The organism is Brevundimonas sp. (genome assembly GCF_013912065.1).
Classification (GTDB): domain Bacteria; phylum Pseudomonadota; class Alphaproteobacteria; order Caulobacterales; family Caulobacteraceae; genus Brevundimonas.
The window spans coordinates 54,374-73,801 of record NZ_JACESA010000001.1 but is presented as its reverse complement, the minus strand read 5'-3'; the positions used below and the strand labels follow the sequence as shown (position 1 = coordinate 73,801).

19 protein-coding genes are annotated in these 19,428 nt (G+C 65.9%); 6 read left to right on the top strand and 13 right to left on the bottom strand.

Going from position 1 to position 19,428, the window contains the following annotated elements; all coding sequences use genetic code 11:
• Positions 1-26 precede the first annotated feature (26 nt).
• Positions 27-2,015: a class I poly(R)-hydroxyalkanoic acid synthase gene (gene phaC / locus H2037_RS00310; RefSeq protein WP_292116160.1), complete on the top strand. Its 1,989-nt coding sequence runs from the start codon at positions 27-29 to the stop codon at positions 2,013-2,015.
• The gene (locus tag H2037_RS00305) at positions 2,012-2,389 is read left to right on the top strand and encodes a hypothetical protein (protein WP_292116158.1); all 378 of its coding nucleotides are present in this window, start codon (positions 2,012-2,014) and stop codon (positions 2,387-2,389) included. Before phaC ends, H2037_RS00305 begins: the two co-directional genes overlap by 4 nt.
• On the opposite strand, the gene msrB is transcribed toward H2037_RS00305, so the two are convergent.
• The 4 genes from msrB to rplM all read right to left on the bottom strand — a co-directional run bounded on the left by msrB (position 2,386) and on the right by rplM (position 4,945).
• On the bottom strand, positions 2,386-2,889 hold the full coding sequence (msrB, locus tag H2037_RS00300; RefSeq protein ID WP_292116156.1) for a peptide-methionine (R)-S-oxide reductase MsrB: 504 nt from the start codon (positions 2,887-2,889) through the stop codon (positions 2,386-2,388). The genes H2037_RS00305 and msrB overlap by 4 nt on opposite strands.
• A 51-nt stretch (positions 2,890-2,940) precedes the next feature.
• Entirely contained in the window at positions 2,941-3,876 is a 936-nt protein-coding gene (gene argC, locus H2037_RS00295) for an N-acetyl-gamma-glutamyl-phosphate reductase (protein ID WP_292116153.1), read from the bottom strand.
• 101 nt (positions 3,877-3,977) lie between these two features.
• On the bottom strand, positions 3,978-4,469 hold the full coding sequence (gene rpsI, locus H2037_RS00290; RefSeq protein WP_292116151.1) for a 30S ribosomal protein S9: 492 nt from the start codon (positions 4,467-4,469) through the stop codon (positions 3,978-3,980).
• A 2-nt stretch (positions 4,470-4,471) separates the two neighbouring features.
• Positions 4,472-4,945 (bottom strand): 50S ribosomal protein L13, encoded by a 474-nt coding sequence (gene rplM / locus H2037_RS00285; RefSeq protein ID WP_183196355.1) that lies wholly within the window; start codon positions 4,943-4,945, stop codon positions 4,472-4,474.
• A 264-nt stretch (positions 4,946-5,209) separates the two neighbouring features.
• On the opposite strand from rplM, the gene H2037_RS00280 reads away from it, so the two are divergent.
• On the top strand, positions 5,210-6,595 hold the full coding sequence (locus H2037_RS00280; protein WP_292116149.1) for an alkaline phosphatase PhoX: 1,386 nt from the start codon (positions 5,210-5,212) through the stop codon (positions 6,593-6,595).
• Here H2037_RS00280 and H2037_RS00275 read toward each other — a convergent pair.
• Positions 6,564-7,664 carry a COX15/CtaA family protein gene (locus tag H2037_RS00275; protein WP_292116146.1) on the bottom strand — a complete coding sequence of 367 codons (1,101 nt, stop codon included), beginning with the start codon at positions 7,662-7,664 and terminating at the stop codon, positions 6,564-6,566. The genes H2037_RS00280 and H2037_RS00275 overlap by 32 nt on opposite strands.
• A gap of 161 nt (positions 7,665-7,825) precedes the next feature.
• Here H2037_RS00275 and H2037_RS00270 point away from each other — a divergent pair, with 161 nt between their 5' ends.
• Together H2037_RS00270 and H2037_RS00265 are read left to right on the top strand one after the other, a co-directional pair.
• Complete coding sequence (locus tag H2037_RS00270) at positions 7,826-8,077, top strand: transglycosylase (protein WP_292116144.1); 252 nt, start codon at positions 7,826-7,828, stop codon at positions 8,075-8,077.
• Positions 8,077-8,277: a DUF2842 domain-containing protein gene (locus tag H2037_RS00265; protein ID WP_292116141.1), complete on the top strand. Its 201-nt coding sequence runs from the start codon at positions 8,077-8,079 to the stop codon at positions 8,275-8,277. Before H2037_RS00270 ends, H2037_RS00265 begins: the two co-directional genes overlap by 1 nt.
• A gap of 9 nt (positions 8,278-8,286) precedes the next feature.
• Here the strand turns inward: H2037_RS00265 and H2037_RS00260 are convergent, their stop codons facing one another.
• The 7 genes from H2037_RS00260 to cyoA all read right to left on the bottom strand — a co-directional run bounded on the left by H2037_RS00260 (position 8,287) and on the right by cyoA (position 15,165).
• Positions 8,287-8,823, bottom strand: a complete 537-nt coding sequence (locus H2037_RS00260) for a response regulator transcription factor (protein WP_292116139.1) — start codon at positions 8,821-8,823, stop codon at positions 8,287-8,289.
• Positions 8,813-10,147: an ATP-binding protein gene (locus tag H2037_RS00255; RefSeq protein WP_292116137.1), complete on the bottom strand. Its 1,335-nt coding sequence runs from the start codon at positions 10,145-10,147 to the stop codon at positions 8,813-8,815. Before H2037_RS00255 ends, H2037_RS00260 begins: the two co-directional genes overlap by 11 nt.
• Positions 10,144-10,821: an SURF1 family protein gene (locus H2037_RS00250; protein ID WP_365832785.1), complete on the bottom strand. Its 678-nt coding sequence runs from the start codon at positions 10,819-10,821 to the stop codon at positions 10,144-10,146. The genes H2037_RS00255 and H2037_RS00250 overlap by 4 nt, the downstream gene beginning before the upstream one ends.
• A 93-nt stretch (positions 10,822-10,914) precedes the next feature.
• Positions 10,915-11,310, bottom strand: a complete 396-nt coding sequence (gene cyoD, locus H2037_RS00245) for a cytochrome o ubiquinol oxidase subunit IV (protein ID WP_292116134.1) — start codon at positions 11,308-11,310, stop codon at positions 10,915-10,917.
• Positions 11,307-11,933, bottom strand: a complete 627-nt coding sequence (gene cyoC / locus H2037_RS00240) for a cytochrome o ubiquinol oxidase subunit III (protein ID WP_292116130.1) — start codon at positions 11,931-11,933, stop codon at positions 11,307-11,309. Before cyoC ends, cyoD begins: the two co-directional genes overlap by 4 nt.
• A 3-nt stretch (positions 11,934-11,936) precedes the next feature.
• Positions 11,937-13,940: a cytochrome o ubiquinol oxidase subunit I gene (gene cyoB / locus H2037_RS00235; RefSeq protein ID WP_292116127.1), complete on the bottom strand. Its 2,004-nt coding sequence runs from the start codon at positions 13,938-13,940 to the stop codon at positions 11,937-11,939.
• Between the two features lie 13 nt (positions 13,941-13,953).
• Positions 13,954-15,165 (bottom strand): ubiquinol oxidase subunit II, encoded by a 1,212-nt coding sequence (cyoA, locus tag H2037_RS00230; RefSeq protein WP_292116125.1) that lies wholly within the window; start codon positions 15,163-15,165, stop codon positions 13,954-13,956.
• Positions 15,166-15,377: 212 nt separating this feature from the next.
• Here cyoA and H2037_RS00225 point away from each other — a divergent pair, with 212 nt between their 5' ends.
• Positions 15,378-16,730, top strand: coding sequence for an MFS transporter (locus H2037_RS00225; protein WP_292116122.1), 1,353 nt, complete (start codon positions 15,378-15,380; stop codon positions 16,728-16,730).
• A gap of 70 nt (positions 16,731-16,800) precedes the next feature.
• Here H2037_RS00225 and H2037_RS00220 read toward each other — a convergent pair whose 3' ends face one another.
• Complete coding sequence (locus tag H2037_RS00220; protein WP_292116119.1) at positions 16,801-19,350, bottom strand: exo 1,3/1,4-beta-D-glucan glucohydrolase; 2,550 nt, start codon at positions 19,348-19,350, stop codon at positions 16,801-16,803.
• Positions 19,351-19,428 lie beyond the last annotated feature (78 nt).

Sequence of the window (19,428 nt, the reverse complement as noted above, 5' to 3'; positions counted from 1 at the left end):
GGCGCCCAGGAACGCGAGGAATATCCATGGCCAAACCTCCGAAGGACAGGACCCCGCCGGACACCGTCGCGGCCTCCGTCGTGGCTGACGCCCCGGCAGCGAAGACCCCGCGAAAGGCCGGCCGCCCGACCTCCGCCAAACCTCGCCCTCCGAGGGCGAAGAAGCCCGCCACGATCAAGGCCGAGGCGTCTAAACCCGAGCCCGAATCGTCGCCCGCCTCCTCCGAACCCGTGGCGCCCCCCTTCCCCGGCGTCGATCAGGCCCAGCTTCTCGAAACCCTGTCGATGAATCTGGCCAAGGCGGCCATGATGGCCCAGAGCGCCATCGCCGAGGCGGCCCTGTCGCAGGCCGACCGCCCCGCCGCCCTGTCGCCCGATCCTTTCAAGGTCGGCCCCGCCATGACCTCGGTCATGAGCAGTCTGGCCTCGCGCCCCGAAAAACTGTTCCAGGCCCAGGCCGACCTGTTCAGCCGCTACATGGACCTGTGGACCGGCACGGCGCGTCAGGCCGCCGGAGAGCCCATGGCGCCGCCGCCCGCAGACAAGCGGTTCAAGGACCCCGCCTGGTCGGACAATCCGATGTTCGACATGATGCGTCGCTCCTATCTGCTGACGTCGGACTGGATGAACGGCCTGATCGCGGGGGTCGAGGACGTAGACCCGGCGGTGAAACGCCGCGCCCAGTTCTTCACACGCCTGCTGACCGACGCCTTCTCGCCCTCCAACTTCCTCGCCTCCAACCCGGTCGCCCTTAAGGCCCTGGCCGAGACCAGCGGCGAATCCCTGGTCAAGGGCATGCAGAATTTCGCCGCGGACCTGGAACGCGGCGCCGGGTCGCTGCGCATCAGTCAGGCCGACTATGGCAAGTTCATCGTGGGCCAGAACGTCGCCACCACCCCGGGCCAGGTCGTCTGGCGCGACGACCTGTTCGAGCTGATCCAGTACGCGCCCGTCACCGAGACCCAGCACGCGATCCCGCTGCTGATCTTCCCGCCCTGGATCAACAAATTCTACATTCTGGACCTTCAACCGGCCAATTCGCTGATCCGCTGGCTGTCGGAACAGGGTTTCACCGTCTTCGTCTGTTCCTGGATCAATCCGGATCTCGACAAGGCCGGCTACGGCTTCGACGACTATCTGGAGAAGGGCGTCTATCGCGCCGTCGAGAAGACGCTGGAACAGGCGGGAACCGACCGACTGAACGCGGTCGGCTACTGTATCGGCGGCACCCTTCTGGGCGCGGGCCTGGCTCATATGGCGGCCAAAGGTGACAAGCGGATCGCCGCCGCCACCTTCTTCGCCGCCCAGCACGACTTCGCCGAGGCCGGTGATCTGCTGCTGTTCACCGACGAACACTGGATCGCCGAGATCGAGCGTCAGATGGACGCCGCCGGCGGCGTCCTGCCCGGTGCGGCCATGGCCGACACCTTCAACGCCCTGCGCTCCAACGACCTGATCTGGTCCTTCTTCATCAGCAACTATCTGCTGGGCAAGGATCCGCCGGCCTTCGACCTGCTGTTCTGGAACGCCGACCAGACCCGGATGCCCAAGACCCTGCATCTGGCCTATCTGCGCCAGATGTACGGCGCCAACGCGCTGGCGCGCGGCGCCTTCCAGATCGGCGGCCTCACCGCCGATCTGTCGAAGGTGAAGATCCCCCTCTATTTCCAGGCCAGCCGCGAGGACCATATCGCCCCGATGAACTCGGTCTATCGCTCCGCCAAGCTGTTCGGCGGCAAGGACGTCACCTTCACCCTGGCCGGCTCGGGCCATATCGCCGGGGTCATCAACGCCCCGACGGCGAAGAAATACCAGCACTGGACCAACACCGCCCTGCCCGCGACCCTGGCCGAATGGCAGGCCGGCGCGGTAGAGAATCCGGGCAGTTGGTGGGAGCACTGGGCCAAATGGCTGCGCGCCCGCTCAGGTGATCCCATCCCCTCGCGGGATCCTGCGGCCGGTCCGCTCAAGCCGCTTGAGCCCGCCCCCGGCAGCTATGTGAAAGTCACGTCTTGAACCGTCTTGAACCCAATATCCTGCTGGCCGTCAGCACCGGCGTGGCCCTGATCCTGCTGATCGTGACCGCCTCCACCTTCGGCGAGCCGGGCAATATGCTCAAATATGTGCTCAGCGCCGCCATCTGCACCATCCTGTTCGTCGCCCTGAACGGATGGCTGGCCCGGTTGATGAAGCGGCCGACGCCCCAGCCGATGATCAATCCGACGTCGCCCGATACCGCCGTCTGGGCCGGCCTGTTTCCCCTGCTGGTCATGGCCGCCGCCGTCGCGCCCGTGTTCGCGTCCGGTCACGACTATGGACTGCTGGTCATCATCGCCTCGGTCCTGTTCGGCGGAACGGTCGATTCCGCCGTGCGGGCCAACCGCCGCTAGGCCGGGACGAACTTCAAAGCGACGCCATTGTTGCAATAGCGCAAGCCGGTCGGCCGTGGGCCGTCCGGGAACACATGCCCCTGGTGCCCCAGGCAGCGGGCGCAGTGGTATTCGGTGCGCGGAATCCCGATGGCGAAGTCGCGCTTGCGCCCGATATTGGCGGCCATGACGTCATAGAAGCTGGGCCAGCCGGTGCGGGAATCGAACTTCCAGCTCGAGCGGAACAGCGGCAGGTCACAGCCCTTGCAGACGAAGGTTCCGCGTCGATGTTCGTCGTTCAGGGGGCTGGTGTATGGCCGCTCTGTACCCTCGCGCCGCAGGACGCTCCAGGCGGCGTCGCCCAGCCGCCGACGCCATTCGGCTTCGGACAGGCGGCGATAGGGCGAGGCGGCGTACTGCGCCTCTCCGGCCTCGACGGGCTCGGGAGAACAGGCGGATAGAGCGAGCGCGCCGGCGCCCGTCAGAAGGCCCCGGCGATTGAGGATCAGGGACTGGGTCATGCAACCCAGTACGACGGCGCGCGCGAAAAGGTTTCTCGGCGCGCTTCTGTATCAGATCAGGCCGGTCGTCTCGTCGAGGCCCAGCATGATGTTCAGGTTCTGCACCGCGGCGCCGGACGCCCCCTTGCCAAGATTGTCGAGCAGGGCCACCAGCCGCGCCTGTTCCCCGGATCGGTCGCCGAAGACATGAAGGCGCAGGCGGTTGGTGCCGTTCAGCCCCTCGGGCTCCAGGCCCGTCATCGCCTCCGTCTCGTCCAGATCGACGACCTCGACGAAGGTCTGACCGTGATAGGCCTCGACCAAAGCGCCGTGAATCCGTTCGACCGAGGGGGTTTCCGGCAGGGTCGCCAGATGCAGCGGAACCTCGACCAGCATTCCCTGGCGATAGTTGCCGACCGCCGGCGTGAACAGCACCTCGCGGCTCAGCCCCGCGTGCCGCGTCATCTCAGGCACATGTTTGTGCCTCAGCGACAGGCCATAGGCCCGATAGGCGGTCGCGGCGTCCGGCCCCTCGAACTCGGCGATCATGGTCTTGCCGCCGCCGGAATAGCCCGAGACGGCGTTGACCGTGACCGGATGGCTGGCCGGAACCAGTCCCGCCTTCACCAGGGGCCGCATCAGGCCGATGAAGCCGGTGGGATAGCAGCCGGGGTTCGACACGAACCGCGACCGCGCGATCAGTTCGCGCTGCCCCGCGTCCATCTCGGGAAACCCATAGGCCCAGCCCGGCGCGACCCGATAGGCGGTCGAGGCGTCGATCAGCTTGACCGACGGGTTCTCCACCATCGCCACCGCCTCGCGCGCCGCATCGTCGGGCAGGCACAGGATCACGGCATCGGCGTCGTTCAGCGCCTCCCGTCGCGCCTCCGGATCACGTCGACGATCGCCCAGCAGGATCAGCTCCAGATCGGTGCGGGCCTCCAGCCGCTCGCGGATCTCGAGGCCCGTGGTTCCGGCTTCGCCGTCGATGAAGAGGGTGTGGGTCATAGGCTACTCCTGACCCTCCTCCCTTGCGGGAGAAGAACGACAAGAAAAAGGGCGCTCCGGGTCTCCCCGAAGCGCCCCAAATCCAAACCGCGTGAACGCGATTAGCGCTTCGAGAACTGGAAGCTGCGGCGAGCCTTGGCGCGGCCGTACTTCTTGCGCTCGACGACGCGGCTGTCGCGGGTCAGGAAGCCGTGCGGCTTCAGGACCTTGCGCAGTTCCGGTTCGAAATGCGTCAGGGCGTGCGACAGGCCGTGGCGGATGGCGCCGGCCTGGCCCGACAGGCCCGAACCTTCGACGGTGCAGACGACGTCATACTGGGTGGCGCGGTCCGAGACGGTCAGCGGCTGGGCGATCATCATGCGCAGCACGGGACGAGCGAAATACTGCTCCTGGTCCTTGCCGTTGATGGTGATCTTGCCGGTGCCGGGCTTGACCCAGACGCGAGCGATCGCGTTCTTGCGCTTGCCGGTCGAATAGGCGCGGCCCTGGGCGTCCAGCTTCTGGACATAGACCGGGGCTTCATTCTCGACCGAGGCCGACAGGCCCTTCAGGGCGTCAAAGCCGGTGGCGGTTTCGTTGGTCACGTCCGTCATGCTCAGACGCTCCGGGTGTTCTTGGGCGACGCCGACTTGAAGTCGATCGTTTCCGGTTGCTGGGCTTCATGCTCGTGCGCGCCGCCTGCGAACAGGCGCAGGTGCGTCATCTGCTTGCGGGCCAGAGGGCTTTCCTTCGGCAGCATGCGCTCGACGGCCTTCTCGAGCACGCGCTCGGGGAAGCGGCCGCCCAAGACCTTCTCCGGGGTCGTCGACTTGACGCCGCCCGGGTGGCCGGTGTGGCGATAGTAAACCTTGTCGGTCGACTTCTTGCCGGTGAACACCACCTTGTCGACGTTGGTGACGACGACATAGTCGCCGCAATCGACGTGCGGGGTGTAGTCGCCGCGGTGCTTGCCGCGCAGACGGTTGGCGATGAAGGTCGCGAGACGGCCCACCACGACGCCTTCGGCGTCGATGTGGATCCACTTCTTCTCGACCTCGGCCGGCTTCAACGAAGCCGTGGTGCTCTTCAGCATTGAGGGGGTTCCTGGAGACGAAAATCGGGTCCGGCCCCCGAGGGAACCGAATGAAGGCGCGCTGATACAGCAGGCTACCGACCGCGTCAACGCGCACAAAAACGCGACACCTCATTCATCTGCTTGATTTCTAACGGATTTGTATATGCGGTATTAAAATACCCGGTAAACCAGGCGTCGTTATCGTTACAAGATAACGGCATTTGTCATCAAACCATAGCCATAACGGGTCATCGGAAGGTCAAACCTCCGGAGCCTCCCATGAATCTTCATCGTCGCGGCATCATCGCCTCGAGCGCCGCTCTCGCCTTCGCCGGACTTGCCCGCCACGCCGCCGCCCAGGCCGATGGCGAAGAGACCTATGCCAACGAGGTGCACGGCTACGGCCCCTTGGTCCCCGATTCCAACCGGCTGCTCGATCTGCCCGAGGGCTTCTCGTACCAGGTCATCGCCCAGAGCGGCGACACGATGGACGACGGCCTGTTCGCTCCTGGACAGCCCGACGGCATGGCCTGTTTCCCGCTGGAGGGCTCCAAGGTCGCCCTGGTGCTCAATCACGAACTAAAGGGCTCTTCGGGCCTGCACCGCAACCTGGGCCCCGGCGGTCTGCGTGAGGAACGCCTCGGCCTGCTGGACGCCGCCAAGGCCTATGACACCTACAAGGACGGCCGTCCCCTGCCCGGCGGCTGCTCCACCATCGTCTATGATCTTCAGACCCGCCAGAAGGTCAGCCAGCATCTGACCCTGGCCGGCACCTCGACCAACTGCTGCGGCGGCCCAACCCCGTGGGGCAGTTGGCTGAGCTGCGAGGAAACCTTGGAGACGCCGACGGACGCGGACGTGGCCAAGAGCCACGGCTGGGTGTTCGAAGTGCCGGCCACAGCGCGGGGCCTGGTCGATCCGACGCCGCTGAAAGCCATGGGTCGTTTCGATCACGAGGCCGTCTGCATCGATCCACGAACAGGCATGGTCTATCTGACCGAGGACGATCACACCGGCCTCTTCTATCGTTTCATCCCGAATACGCCCGACAAGCTGATTGACGGCGGCAAGCTTCAGGCGATGGCGTGGAAAGGCGCGCCCGCCGCGGACACCCGCAACCACGACAGCCGCGCGTGGGAGGTCGGCGACTGGCGCGAAATCGAGTGGATCGATCTGGACGACGTCGAATCTCCGAACGGCGACCTCGCCAAGCGCGGCCACGCCGCCGGCGCGGCCCTGGTCGCGCGAGGCGAAGGCGTCTGGTGGGGCGACGACGAGATGTACTTCACCGCAACCTCGGGCGGACCGATCCGGCGCGGCCAGGTCATGCGGCTGGTTCCCGGCCTGAACGGCGCCGCCGACCGCCTGCAGTTGTTCGTCGAGAGCGCGGACATCAAGACGATGAACATGGCCGACAACATTACCATCGCGCCGTGGGGCCATCTGATCCTGTGCGAGGACAACTATTCCACCGAGGTCCGCAACCACCTGAAGGGCGTCACGCCGGACGGCAAGGTCTATACGATCGGACGCAACGTCTTCACCGGCAATTCCGAATTCGCCGGCGCCTGCTTCTCGCCGGATGGCGAGGTGCTGTTCGTCAACATCATGTATCCGGGCATGACCCTGGCGATCAGAGGCCCATGGACCTCGGTCCGGACATGAAGATCCGGGGCTGACACCTCAGCACCAGCCACAGGTTCGCCGTCGTCGCGCCCAGCACGACGGCGGCCCCCGCCTGATGCAGCACGCCCAACCAGACCGGCACGGCGTGCACCAGGGTGACGATTCCCAGCAAGGCCTGGATCCAGACGAGGCCGGCCAGAACGAAGGCCGCCAGCCCCATGCCCTCGGCCACGCGCCAGCGCCAGGCCTGGAAGGCGTAGATGCTGACCGCGATCAGCAGCCCATAGGCCACGAGCCGGTGATTGAACTGCGTCAGGGCCTGGTCGTGCAGGAAGGCCCCTGCCCCCAGGCTCCAGTCGGCCGGCGGCAGGACCGCGCCGTTCATCAGCGGCCAGTCGGTATAGACCAGTCCCGCATGCCCGCCCGCGACCAGGGCGCCCAGCAGACACTGGATGAAGACGAGGCCCAGCAGAAACCCGGCGCCCCGCGCCCAGCCCGCCGGCGGACGGCCGCGATCCTCGCCGTTCCAGGCCTCCAGCCCGGTCCAGATCAGGGCGGCGAAAAGGATGAAGGCCAGACCCAGATGGGTCGCCAGACGTTCGGGCGCGACACTGACCCGCTCGGACAGGCCGCTCGACACCATCCACCAGCCGACCAGCCCCTGCAGCCCGCCCAAGACCAGCAGCACCAGACAGCGCCAGATCAGCCGGTCGGGCATGGCCCACTGGCGGAAGATCGAACGCGCGGGCGTGATCCGACAGGCCAGGAAGAAGATCAGAGGCAGACCGAAGACCAGGCCCACCCCGCGCCCGATCAGCCGATGCAGCCATTCCCACCAGAAGATGCCCTGGAACTCGCCCAGGCTCATCCCGGCGTTGACCTGGGCGTATTGCGGGATCTGCTTGTATTTATCGAAGGCCTCGGCCCACTGCGCGTCGTTCAGCGGCGGGATCGCCCCCATGATCGGCTGCCATTCGGTGATGGACAGACCCGATCCGGTCAGTCGGGTTATGCCTCCGACCACCACCATCAGGAAGACGACGGCCGCCGTGGCGAACAGCCACACGGCGACGGCGCGGTTGTGATCTGGATTTCCGAAACGGTTCATTCGACGCCCGACACTGACCCGGATATGCTGTCGCTCTCGACCGTGACCAAATCGCGACCGTGGCGGTATGACTCGCCCCGGCCTCAAGATCGAGTCGGATTGAGGCAATAACGACCTTCGGGTCGCTAGGGGGGCCATCGGGGCCGACAGGGAGATCTGGGTTGCAATACGCCGACATCGCCGCCGCCGTTCTGGGCGGACTTCTGCTGGCCTGGATCGCGGACCTTCTGACCGGCCGTCGCGGCCTGGGCGGAACCGCCCTGGTGTCGGGCGTGGGCCTCGCCTGCGGCTGGTTCCTTGCGGTCCGGGTCTTCGCCGTCAGCACCATGGACAGCTGGGTCTGGCTTCCCTGGGCCCTGGTCGGTTCGGGGGTTTGCCTGGTGACCTTCTTCCTGTTCCGGAACAAGCGCTGATGCCCCCCCGGGCGCGCCGATTCGTCGCCGCGATCGGCGTGGTGGTCTTTCTGATCTTCTGGGTCTGGGGCCTGATCGCCCTGCGCGGCCTGCTGCCGGCCTCGGCCTGGATCGACTTTTTATTCTTCGGCGTCGGCGGCACGGCCTGGGGACTGCCGCTTATTCCCCTGCTGAAATGGGCCGAACGCCCGCCTTCCTGAGATCGACCGTCAGGTGACGCGTCGCTTCTCCAGCTTCCGCGCCAGGGTTCGGCGATGCATGCCCAGGCGCCGCGCCGCCTCGGATATGTTGAACTCGGTCTCGACCAGGGTTTCGTGGATCCGTTCCCATTCCAGGGTCTTGATCGAGGTCGGACGCGAGGTCAGGGGCGTCGCGGCGTCTCCCGATGCCTTGCCGAAGGCCGCCTCGATATCATCGGTGCTGGCGGGCTTGGCCAGATAGTGACGCGCCCCCAGCTTGATCGCCTCCACAGCCGTGGCGATGCTGGCGAAGCCGGTCAGGACGACGATGTTCATGTCCGGGTCGAACCCATGCAGGGTCGAAACGCAGCCCAGACCCGAAGCTCCGCCCAGCTTCAGATCGACCACGGCGAAGCCCGGCCGGTGGACTTTCAGCACCTCGGCCATCTGGTCCGGCCCTTCGGCGCTGACCACCACATAGCCGCGCCGCTCGAACGACTTTCGCAGGGTGCGGGAAAAGGACTCGTCGTCTTCGACGATCAGCAGAACGGGGGCGTCATCGGTCATCGGCTGTCTCCTCGGGGGCCAGGACGTCGATCGGCAGGCTCAACGTCACCTCGCCGCCACCGCCGGGGGGATTGCAAGCCTCGACCGATCCGCCCAGCGACCGCATCACATTGGCCAGCAGGAACAGGCCCAGGCCGGCGCCGGGCCGGTCTTTCGTGGAATTATAGGGTTTTCCCAGCCTTTCCAGCACCGTGGCGGGAAAACCGGGACCATTGTCGCGCACCACGATCGACAATAGGCCGTCGCTGACGGTCGGCGAGACGACGATGCGACGCGCCCCCGCCTCGACGGCGTTGTCGAACAGGACGCCCAACACCTGGCGCAGAGCGGGATCGGCGATGATGTGGGGGTCCGGCCCGATCCAGGGGGTCACATCGACCCGGACCCGCACGTCGTGCGCCGTCCAACCCTCAACCACCTCGGTCAGGAAACGTGCCAGTGTGGTGCGGGACGGCGCCTGGCCCCGCGCCTCCCCCGCCGACATCAGAATGCCGGTGACGATGGCCTTGCAACGTTCCACCTCGGCCTGCATCACGTCCATGTCCTGGTTCAGGTCGGCGTCGCTCTGCAGGACCGGCATCCGCCGCCAGTCGCTCAGGATGACCGACAGCGAGGCCAGCGGCGTCCCCAGTTCATGGGCCGCGCCCGAGGCCAGCAGTCCCATGCGGACGATGTGATCCTGCTCCGTGGCCTGCTGACGCATGTCGGCGACATATGCGTCGCGAGCGCGCAGGTTGTCGTTGATCCGCGTCATGAACAGCACCAGCAGCACGGCCATCAGCAGAAAACAGATCAGCCCCCCCATCATATAGAGGCTCAGCAGCCCCCCCTCTTGGTACGGTGGCAGGTCGAGCGGCAGGTGGAATACGCCCAGACAGACGAAACAGACGCTGGTGATCGCAATAAGGGACCAGGCGTAGGTGGGCCTCAACAGCACCGCCCCCAGGACCACCTGCAGCAGATAAAGCCCGACGAACGGATTGGTCGCCCCGCCGGTCAGGAAGAGTTGCCCGGTCAGAGCCACGACGTCGGCGAGCAGGGCCAGCATCAGTTCGTGGTCCGAAATGGCGTCGCGCCTCTGGGTCAGAGGCAGGCTGACCAGATTGACCAGAGCCAGGCTGACGGGCGCGATCAGCAGCCAAATCAGCGGCAACCGGATGCCCAGGCCGAAATGAACGATCACTATGGTGAGCAGCTGACCAACGACGGCCAGCCAGCGCAGTTGAACCAGAAGCCGCAGATTGCGCCGGTTGGCCGCCTCCTGCGACACGGCCGTCTCGCGCCAGGCTCCGAACCCCAGCAGGCGCTGCAGGGTCGAGGTCATGGCGAACGTCGCCGACGCCGGACCTCGCGCACCAGGACCCCGTAGCCGACCAGGGTCAGCAGGGCCATGCCGAACCAGGTCAGGGCATAGACCAGATGACTGTTGGCGAAACGCACGACCGTCAGCCCGCCCTTGGGCCAGCCGTCCGGATTGGGCGTCGCGTCCGCGTCGATGAAATAGGGCGCGACCTGCGACAGATCGCGGGAGGCCGCGATAGCCGCCACGTCCCGCGAGTACCAGCGGTCGCCCGCCGGATCGTTGGCGCGCAGGAAGCCGCCCTTGGGCTCGGTCATTCGCACCAGGCCGGTGACGGTCTGGTCTCCCGCGACCTGACCTGTGGCCCGATCCGACGCCAGGCGGCGCTCAGGCGAGACGAACCCGCGATTGACCAAAACAGTGAAGCCCGCATCGGCCCGCAGCGGCGTCATCACCCAAAAACCGGGGCCATAGTCGGTTACGGCCTGAACCAGGGCTTCCTGGTCGTGCAGAAAGACGCCACGAACCGTGACGCGACGATACTGGTCCTTGTCGCGCGACATCGAGGGCCAGGCGTCGGGACCGGGCGCCGGCTGGGGCGTGGCGTTAATCCGCGCCTCGACCTGAGCGATCAGTTCGGTCTTCCAGGCCAGCCGCTGCACCTGCCAGCCGCCCAGGGCGACGAAGCCCGCGAACAGCAGCGCCGCGCCGACCCCGGCCCAGATCAGGACCGAAGACGAACGCGGCGCTTTATGACCTTCGCGCTTGATGGCTGTCTCCCGACCTGGGCCCTAGCCCATCCCGCTCATCTCGTGGGTGGGCATCATGTTTGTATTCAGGTGGTACATGACCCACAGCGAACCGGACAGGGCGATGACCACCACGATGATGGTGAAGATCAGGGCCAGCATGGTCCAGCCGCCTTCGGACTTGGTGTTCATGTGCAGGAAGTAGATCATGTGAACCACGATCTGCACCACGGCCAGGCCCATCACGATCAGGGCCGTCGCCTGGGTCGGCAGGACGCCGGTCATGACCAGGCCGAACGGGATGGCCGTCAGGATGACCGACAGCACGAACCCGATCATATAGGTCTTGAACGACCCGTGGTCGTGCCCGTCGTGCGCGCCATGATCGGCGTCGTGGTGCGCGTCGTGGGCCTCGGACGAATGGTTGTCAGCGCTCATCGCAGCATGCCCATCAGATAGACGAAGGTGAAGACGCCGATCCAGATGACGTCCAGGAAGTGCCAGAACATCGACAGGCACATCAGGCGGCGCTTGTTGGCGGGGATCAGACCTTTCCAGCTGACCTGAACCATCAGCGTCACCAGCCAGATGATGCCGAAGGTCACGTGCAGGCCGTGGGTGCCGACCAGGGTGAAGAAGGCCGACAGGAAGGCGCTGCGCTGCGGCGTCGCGCCCTCATGGATCAGATGGGCGAACTCGTAGAGTTCGATCCCAAGGAAGGCGAGGCCGAACAGGCCGGTGACGGCTAGCCAGATCAGGGTCTGGGACTTGTTGTTCTTGACCATCGCCAGCATGGCGAACCCGTAGGTGATCGACGAGAACAGCAGCATGGCGGTGTTGACCGCCACCAGCTCCAGGTCGAACAGCTCCTTCGGCCCCGGCCCGGCGGCGTAGTTGCCGCCCAGGACGCCGAACACGGCGAACAGCATCGCGAAGATGAGGCAGTCGCTCATCAGATAGAGCCAGAAGCCCAGTGCGGTGCTGGCGCCCTCCTCGTGATGGGGCTCCTCTTCCAGGTGGAAGACGTTCGGGTCGTCGATCTTGATCGCGGTCGCGCTCATGGATCAGGCCTCCGTTCCGGCCAGGGCGCGCGTGCGCGCCTCTTCAGTTTGGCGAACCTCATCCTCGGGGATGTAGTAGTCGCGCTTGTAGTTGAAGGTGTGGGCGATCGAGACGACCAGCACGCCGATGAAGGTCAGGGCCGCCAGCCACCAGATGTACCAGACCAGGGCCAGACCCATCACCAGGCACAGGCCCGAGATGATGACGCCGGTTCCGGTGTTCGAGGGCATGTGGATGGCGCGATAGCCCGACAGCGGACGCTTGTAGCCGCGCTTCTTCATGTCCCACCAGGCGTCGGAATCGTGGACGATCGGCGTGGAGGCGAAGTTGTAGTCCGGCGGAGGCGACGACGTCGCCCATTCCAGGGTTCGGCCGCCCCACGGATCGCCCGTGGTGTCGCGCAGCTTGTCGCGATTGATGATCGAGACGGCGAACTGGACGAACATGGCCGCGATGCCCAGGGCGATCACGCCGGCGCCGATGGCGGCGATGACGAACCAGATCTGAAGCGACGGATCGTCGAACACCCGCATGCGGCGCGTCACGCCCATCAGTCCCAGGACATACAGGGGCGCGAAGGCCAGCCAGAAGCCGGGCACCCAGCACCAGAAGCTGACCAGGCCCCAGAACTTGTCCAGCTTGAAGCCGAAGGCCTTGGGCCACCAGAAGTTGATGGCCGCGAACAGGCCGAACAGCACGCCGCCGATGATCACATTGTGGAAGTGAGCGATCAGGAACAGCGAGTTGTGCAGGACGAAGTCGGCGGGGGGCACCGCCAGCATGACGCCGGTCATGCCGCCGATGACGAAGGTCAGCATGAAGGCGATCAGCCACATCATCGGCAGCTCGAACCGGATGCGGCCACGATACATCGTGAACAGCCAGTTGAAGATCTTCGCCCCCGTCGGGATCGAGATGATCATCGTGGTGATGCCGAAGAAGGAGTTCACCGACGCGCCCGAGCCCATGGTGAAGAAGTGGTGCAGCCACACCAGGTACGACAGGATCGTGATCACGACCGTGGCGTAGACCATGGAGGTATAGCCGAACAGCTTCTTGCCCGAGAAGGTCGAGGCGACCTCGGAGAAGACGCCGAACAGGGGCAGGATCAGGATGTAGACTTCCGGGTGACCCCAGATCCAGATCAGGTTCACGTACATCATCGGGTTGCCGCCGAAGTCGTTCGTGAAGAAGTTGGTGCCGACGTAGCGGTCCAGCGTCAGCAGGGCCAGGACGGCGGTCAGGACAGGGAAGGACGCCACGATCAGGACGTTGGTGCACAGCGAGGTCCAGGTGAAGACCGGCATCTTCATCATGCCCATGCCCGGCGCGCGCATCTTCACGATGGTCGCGATCAGGTTGATGCCGGACAGGGTGGTCCCGACCCCCGCGATCTGCAGCGCCCAGATATAATAGTCGACCCCGACGCCCGGGCTGTAGCCGATGCCCGACAGCGGCGGATAGGCCAGCCAGCCGGTACGCGCGAACTCGCCGACGAACAGCGAGGCCATAACGATGATGGCGCCGGCCGTGGTCATCCAGAAGCTGAAGTTGTTCAGGAAGGGGAAGGAGACGTCGCGCGCCCCGATCTGCAGCGGCACCACATAGTTCATGATGCCCGTCACCATCGGCATGGCGACGAAGAAGATCATGATCACGCCGTGGGCGGTGAAGACCTGATCATAGTGGTGGGCGTTCAGATAACCCTCCGACCCGCCGAAGGCCATGGCCTGCTGCAGGCGCATCATGATGGCGTCGGCGAAGCCGCGGCAGAACATGATCAGACCCAGGATCATGTACATGATCCCGATCTTCTTGTGGTCCACCGTCGTGAACCACTCCTTCCAGAGATAGCTCCAGAGCTTGAAATAGGTCAGGGCACCCACCAGCGCGACGCCGCCCAGTGCGACCACGATCATGGTCACGACCAGGATCGGCTCGTGCAGCGGCAGGGCCTCGGGCGTCAACCGCCCGAAGATGAGGGGAATGAGGGTGTCAGCGTTCATCGACTGTGTTCGCTCAGGCGTTGGGGGCGGAACGGACGTCGGTCGAAACCGCCCCCGTCAACTGGGATTTGGGAGAGAGCGACGCCATGGGCACGCCCTGAGACAGGCCTTGACCGGTCAGGGGCGCCAGGCTGATCGGCGCGCTTACGGCGTCCAGTTCCGCGCGGCGGATCCGGTCGGCGGCGGCGGCTTCGGCCTGCAGCGGCGTGCAGATGGTCATGACATAGCTGTCGTTCGAACCGAAGATGGCGGCGTTCTTCCCGCGACCGGCGTATTTGTCATAGACCAGCGGCATGGTGTTGCGGATCGAGGCCATGGTCAGACCGCCCTTGCGGTCGATCTCCATCATCTCGCCCATGCACATCTTGCCCGGCTCGACGCACATGTTGAGGATGGCGTCCCACAGGCCGCCGTCGACGGTGGAGAAGCGCATCGGCGGAACCTTCTCGCTCGGCTTTTCCAACTCGAGATAACGATCGCGATCCAGCGCCTGGCCGCTCTGGCGCACGCCGGCGATCCAGCCGTCGAAGCCCGCCGGATCAAGCCCGTGGAACTTGAACCGCATATGCGAGAAGCCGTCGCCAGAGTAGTTGGCGGAGAAGCCGTCATATACGCCCGTCTCGTTGATCACCGCGTGAAGCTTCGTCTCCATGCCCGGCATGGCGTAGATCTGGCCGGCCAGGGCGGGAACATAGAAGGAGTTCATCACCGAGGATGAGGTGATGTGGAAACGGATGGGACGATCCACCGGCGCGGCCATCTCATTGACGGTGGCGACGCCGTACTGCGGATAGATGAACAGCCATTTCCAATCGAGCGCGACCACATTGACCTGCAGCGGCTCGACGTTTTCGGCCACGGCCTGGCCCGGCTTGATCCGGTCGATGGGACGATAGGGATCCAGCAGGTGGGTTCCGGCCCAGGTCAGTGCGCCGATACAGATGATGATCAGCAGCGGCGTCGCCCAGATCACGACTTCGAGGTGGGTCGAGTGATCCCAGTCGGGCTGATAGTCGGCCTCTGTGTTCGAGGCGCGATATTTCCAGGCGAAGAAGACGATCAGCGCCATCACGGGAATGATGATGATCAGCATCAGCAGCGTGGTCACGACCAGCAGATCGCCCTGTTGTTGGGCGATGTCGCCGGCGGGTTTCAGGACGACCAGGTTACAGGCCGACAGAAGCCCCAACATGGGCACGAGCAGGAGTAGGCGCAGACGGCGCAAGGGAGCTCCAATCGGAAAACGTCGGACAAGGGGGAGGAGTCGCGACGGTGGGCGTTCGAGTTGCGCCGGATAATCAGCTTCGATTAGGAACGACATTGGACAATCTGTCCTATCCTCTTACGGCGACTTTCATCGCAAAGGGCGCGCGGTCATAATGCGGCATCACAGCCGTAGCCTCAAATTCCCTCAGTTTCACGGAGCGATCCCAGCCCATGTCCGCCTCGACGACCCCTTCGTCAGAGTCGCTGGAACGCGACGCCACGGCTCTCCACGCCCACCACGGCAAGGTGGACGCCGGCGAGATCGCCATCGGCGTGATCATCGGTCGCACCTCCGAGTTCTTCGACTTCTTTGTCTACGCCATCGCCTCGGTCGTGGTTTTCCCGCAGTTGGTCTTCCCGTTCGCCGGGCCTATCGGCGGCACCCTGCTCTCCTTCGGCGTCTTCGCCCTGGCCTTCCTGGCCCGTCCGCTGGGCACGGCCCTGTTCATCGCCATCGACCAGAAATTCGGTCGCGGCGCCAAGCTGACCATCGCCCTGTTCCTGTTGGGCACCTCGACCGTCGCGGTCGCCTTCCTGCCCGGCTATGAGACGATCGGCATCGCCGCCGCGGTGCTCCTGGCCATCTTCCGCATCGGCCAGGGCGTCGCCCTGGGCGGCGCCTGGGACGGATTGGCCTCGCTGCTGGCCCTGAACGCGCCGGAGAATCGTCGCGGCTGGTACGCCATGATCCCACAACTGGGCGCGCCCATCGGCCTGATCGTCGCCTCGGCCCTGTTCGCCTTCTTCCTGAACACCCTGTCGGCGGCCGACTTCCTCGACTGGGGCTGGCGCTATCCGTTCTTCGTCGCCTTCGCCATCAATGTCGTGGCCCTGTTCGCCCGCCTGCGCATCGTGGTGACGCCCAGCTTCCAGAATCTGTTTGAAACCCGCGAACTGCAGCCGACCCCGGTTCACACCGCCATCAAGGCGGAAGGCCCCCGGATCGCCATCGGCGCCTTCGCCCCCCTGGCCAGCTTCGCCATGTTCCACATGGTCACGGTCTTCCCGCTGTCGTGGGTCTTCCTGTTCACCCAGGAGACGCCGGTCCGTTTCCTGCTGATCGAGATGGTCGGCGCCGTGTTCGGCCTGTTCGCCATTCTGGCGTCCGGCCTGCTGGCGGATCGCTACGGCCGCCGTACGCTGCTGGCCGTCACAGCCGCCGGCATCGCCGCCTTCTCGGGCTTTGCGCCCCAGTTGCTGAACGGCGGCGCCACGGGCGAGCTGGTCTTCATGATCTCCGGCTTCATCCTGCTGGGCCTGTCGTTCGGCCAGGCCTCGGGTCCGGTGGCCTCCAGCTTCTCGCTGGCCAACCGCTACACCGCCTCGGCCCTGACCTCGGACCTGGCCTGGCTGTTCGGCGCCGGTTTCGCGCCCCTAGTCGCCCTGTGGATCTCGAGCCAGTTCGGCCTGATCGCCGCCGGCGCCTATCTGCTGTCGGGCGCGATCTTCACCCTCGCCGCCCTGTGGCTAAACCGCGAACTGGCCCGCAGTTCGTCGGACAAGAACCGCGCCGCCCAGTCCTGATCGCACAGCCGGTCGAAAACAGCCCCGGTCTCGCCGCAAGGCGGGACCGGGGTTTTTCTTTGCCTGCCGCTCAGTCAGCGGGGCAGATGGCGTCGCCCTCGTTCGAACCCAGGCGGATGTCCTCGACCGTCACGCCGAACACGCCGGTCGAACTCAGACCCCAGGGCTGGTCGACCGCAGACAGGTTCGCCCCCGCGTCTCGCAGGCAGGACAGCCGGACCTTCAGCGTCCGCCATTGGCCCAGCGGCGCGGCGTTGAAGATGGACGTCACATCGACCTGGCCTGCGCCGAGCGTCAGCATGACCGGCGCGGTCGGCCGGGCGTCGACCCTGTAGTTGAAGACCATGGCCATCTCGCCGTTCGCCTGGCGGACCAGATCGACGGGTCTTGCGGCGATCAGGGCCTGACCGCCGGCCGGGCCGAAGGTCAGGGCGCGGGCCGATTCCTGACCGGCGCCGTCGGTGGAACGGACGCTGACCCCGGCGCGCGGGCTGGCGCCGCTGCTTTCATTGCCCAGCCGGAACTCGCCGCCGGCGTCGCGCAGCATCAGCGACCAGGGCGCCACGAAGCGTCCATCGACGAAGTAGCGGTCGACGCTGCCGATCTCGCCCGCCACGCCGCTCTCTTCCGACAGGGTTCCGACCCGGCCGCCCTGGGCGTAGGTCAGGCCGTAGCCATAGGCGAACTGCGGGTCATAGCCGGGCTGGCCGACGTTCAGCGGTTCGCCCCTGGCGTCCTTGGGCCAGCTGAAGGACAGTTTGCCGTTGAAATCGGTGCGCGGCTTGCCCGCCGCATCGCCGATCAACACGTCGGCGACGCCGCCGCCTTCGGTGCCCGGCAGCCAGGCGGCGACGAAGGCGTCCGAGGCGTTGATCTCCGGATTGGTCCACAACGGCCGCCCCGACAGGAAGACCGACACCGTCGGAATCCCCGCCGCCTTCAGGCGTTTCAGTGTCTCCAGCGGCTCGGTCGGCAGGAAGTCCAGCGTGTCGACGTCGCCCTGGAACTCGGCATAGGGGGTCTCGCCGAAGACGACGATGGCCACGTCCGGCTTCTGAGTGAAGGCGCCCTCGGGGCTGAGCGTCGCCTGTCCGCCCCCGGCGACGACCGCCTCCTGTATCCCGCCCCAGATCGACTGGCCGTTGGGGAAGTCGGCGTTGGTGTTGCCCGTCCCCTGCCATGTCAGGGTCCAGCCGCCCGAGGCCTGGCCGATGTCGTCGGCATGGCCCGCGACCAGCACGCGCGCGCCGGAGCGGATCGGCAGGACCGAGCCCTCGTTCTTCAGTAGGACCAGCGACTTGCGCACCGCCTCGCGGGCGATGGCGCGGTGAGCGGGCGAGCCCAGTTCATTCAAATGGCCCTCGACGGGGCGGCTCTCGTTGAACAGGCCGGTCTTGACCTTGACCCGCAGGATGCGGCGCACGGCCTCGTCCAGTCGCGCCATCGGGATCTCGCCCGACCGCGCCTGGGCCAGGGTGTTCTGATAAAGGGGCTTCCAGCTGTCGGGCGCCATGAACATGTCGATGCCGGCGTTGAAGGCCAGGGCGCAGCTTTCGTTCGAACAGCCGGGCAGCTGCCCGTGGGCGTTCCAATCCGACACCACGAAGCCATCGAAGCCCAACGGGCCGCGCAGCACGTCGGTCAATATGGTCTCGTTGCCCGAATGTTTGACGCCGTTCCAACTGGAGAAGCTGGCCATGATCGACAGCACGCCGGCGTCGATCGCCTGGGGATAGCCGGACAGATGGGTGCGGATCAGTTCCTGCTCCGAGCCGGCGAAATCGCCCTGGTCGTGACCGCCCGTCGTGCCGCCGTCGGCCAGGAAATGTTTGGCGGAGCCGGCGATACGGCCCGGCGTCAGCGGATGATCGGCCGACAGCGCGCCTTGCAGTCCCAGGGTCATGGGTCCGGCGTAGCTTTGGGCGATCTCGGGGTTCTCGCCATAACCTTCATAGGCGCGGCCCCAACGGTCGTCCTGCGGCACGGCCAGGGTGGGGCCGAAGGTCCAGTCGGCCCCCGTGACCGCGACTTCCAGCGCCGTGGCCTCGCCGATACGGCGGATCAGGTCGGGGTCGCGCATGGCCCCCAGGCCGCTGTTGTGCGGAAAGATGGTGGCGCCGACGATATTGTTGTGCCCGTGGACGGCGTCGATGCCGTAGATCATTGGGATCCTGGCGCCGGGACGCTGGGCGACGGCGGCGCGGAAGGCCTGGGCCAGTTCGACCCATTCCCGGGCCGAGGCGCGCTCGTCTCCGCCCGGCGAGGAATTGCCGCCCGCCAGGATCGAACCCAGCGGATAGGTCAGCAGGTCTTCCGGCTTGATCGAGGCGATGTCGGCCTGGATCGTCTGCCCGACCTTCTCCTCCAGCGTCATCCGGCTCATCAGTTCGGTGACGAAGGCTTCGGTCGCGGCGTCCGACATGGCCGCCGGGGATGCGGCCTGGGGCCAGAGGTCGGGATGGGCGCGACTGGCCTCGGTGACGATGGTCTCCGCGGCCGTCACATAGGTGACCGGGGCAGTGCGCGACGCCTGGGTCGCACAGGCTCCGGCGGCCAGGGCCAAACTGAGCGCAAGGACAGAAACGGCGCTGCGGCGGAAGTTCGGAGAACGCGAGGTCATGTCGGATCCGTCAATCGGCGTGCGGGAAACAGTGACGAAAAGCCCGGTGCGGTCGTGAAGACCGCACCGGAAGTTCGC

Coding starts and splice junctions, on each gene's coding strand:
- H2037_RS00220 (WP_292116119.1), bottom strand. CDS start 19,350: ATGACCTCGCGTTCTCCGAACTTCCGCCGCAGCGCCGTTTCTGTCCTT.
- rpsI (WP_292116151.1), bottom strand. CDS start 4,469: ATGACGGACGTGACCAACGAAACCGCCACCGGCTTTGACGCCCTGAAG.
- H2037_RS00260 (WP_292116139.1), bottom strand. CDS start 8,823: ATGACCGATGACGCCCCCGTTCTGCTGATCGTCGAAGACGACGAGTCC.
- H2037_RS00280 (WP_292116149.1), top strand. CDS start 5,210: ATGAATCTTCATCGTCGCGGCATCATCGCCTCGAGCGCCGCTCTCGCC.
- phaC (WP_292116160.1), top strand. CDS start 27: ATGGCCAAACCTCCGAAGGACAGGACCCCGCCGGACACCGTCGCGGCC.
- cyoC (WP_292116130.1), bottom strand. CDS start 11,933: ATGAGCGCGACCGCGATCAAGATCGACGACCCGAACGTCTTCCACCTG.
- H2037_RS00255 (WP_292116137.1), bottom strand. CDS start 10,147: ATGACCTCGACCCTGCAGCGCCTGCTGGGGTTCGGAGCCTGGCGCGAG.
- H2037_RS00275 (WP_292116146.1), bottom strand. CDS start 7,664: ATGAACCGTTTCGGAAATCCAGATCACAACCGCGCCGTCGCCGTGTGG.
- H2037_RS00265 (WP_292116141.1), top strand. CDS start 8,077: ATGCCCCCCCGGGCGCGCCGATTCGTCGCCGCGATCGGCGTGGTGGTC.
- cyoB (WP_292116127.1), bottom strand. CDS start 13,940: ATGAACGCTGACACCCTCATTCCCCTCATCTTCGGGCGGTTGACGCCC.
- msrB (WP_292116156.1), bottom strand. CDS start 2,889: ATGACCCAGTCCCTGATCCTCAATCGCCGGGGCCTTCTGACGGGCGCC.
- argC (WP_292116153.1), bottom strand. CDS start 3,876: ATGACCCACACCCTCTTCATCGACGGCGAAGCCGGAACCACGGGCCTC.
- cyoD (WP_292116134.1), bottom strand. CDS start 11,310: ATGAGCGCTGACAACCATTCGTCCGAGGCCCACGACGCGCACCACGAC.
- H2037_RS00225 (WP_292116122.1), top strand. CDS start 15,378: ATGTCCGCCTCGACGACCCCTTCGTCAGAGTCGCTGGAACGCGACGCC.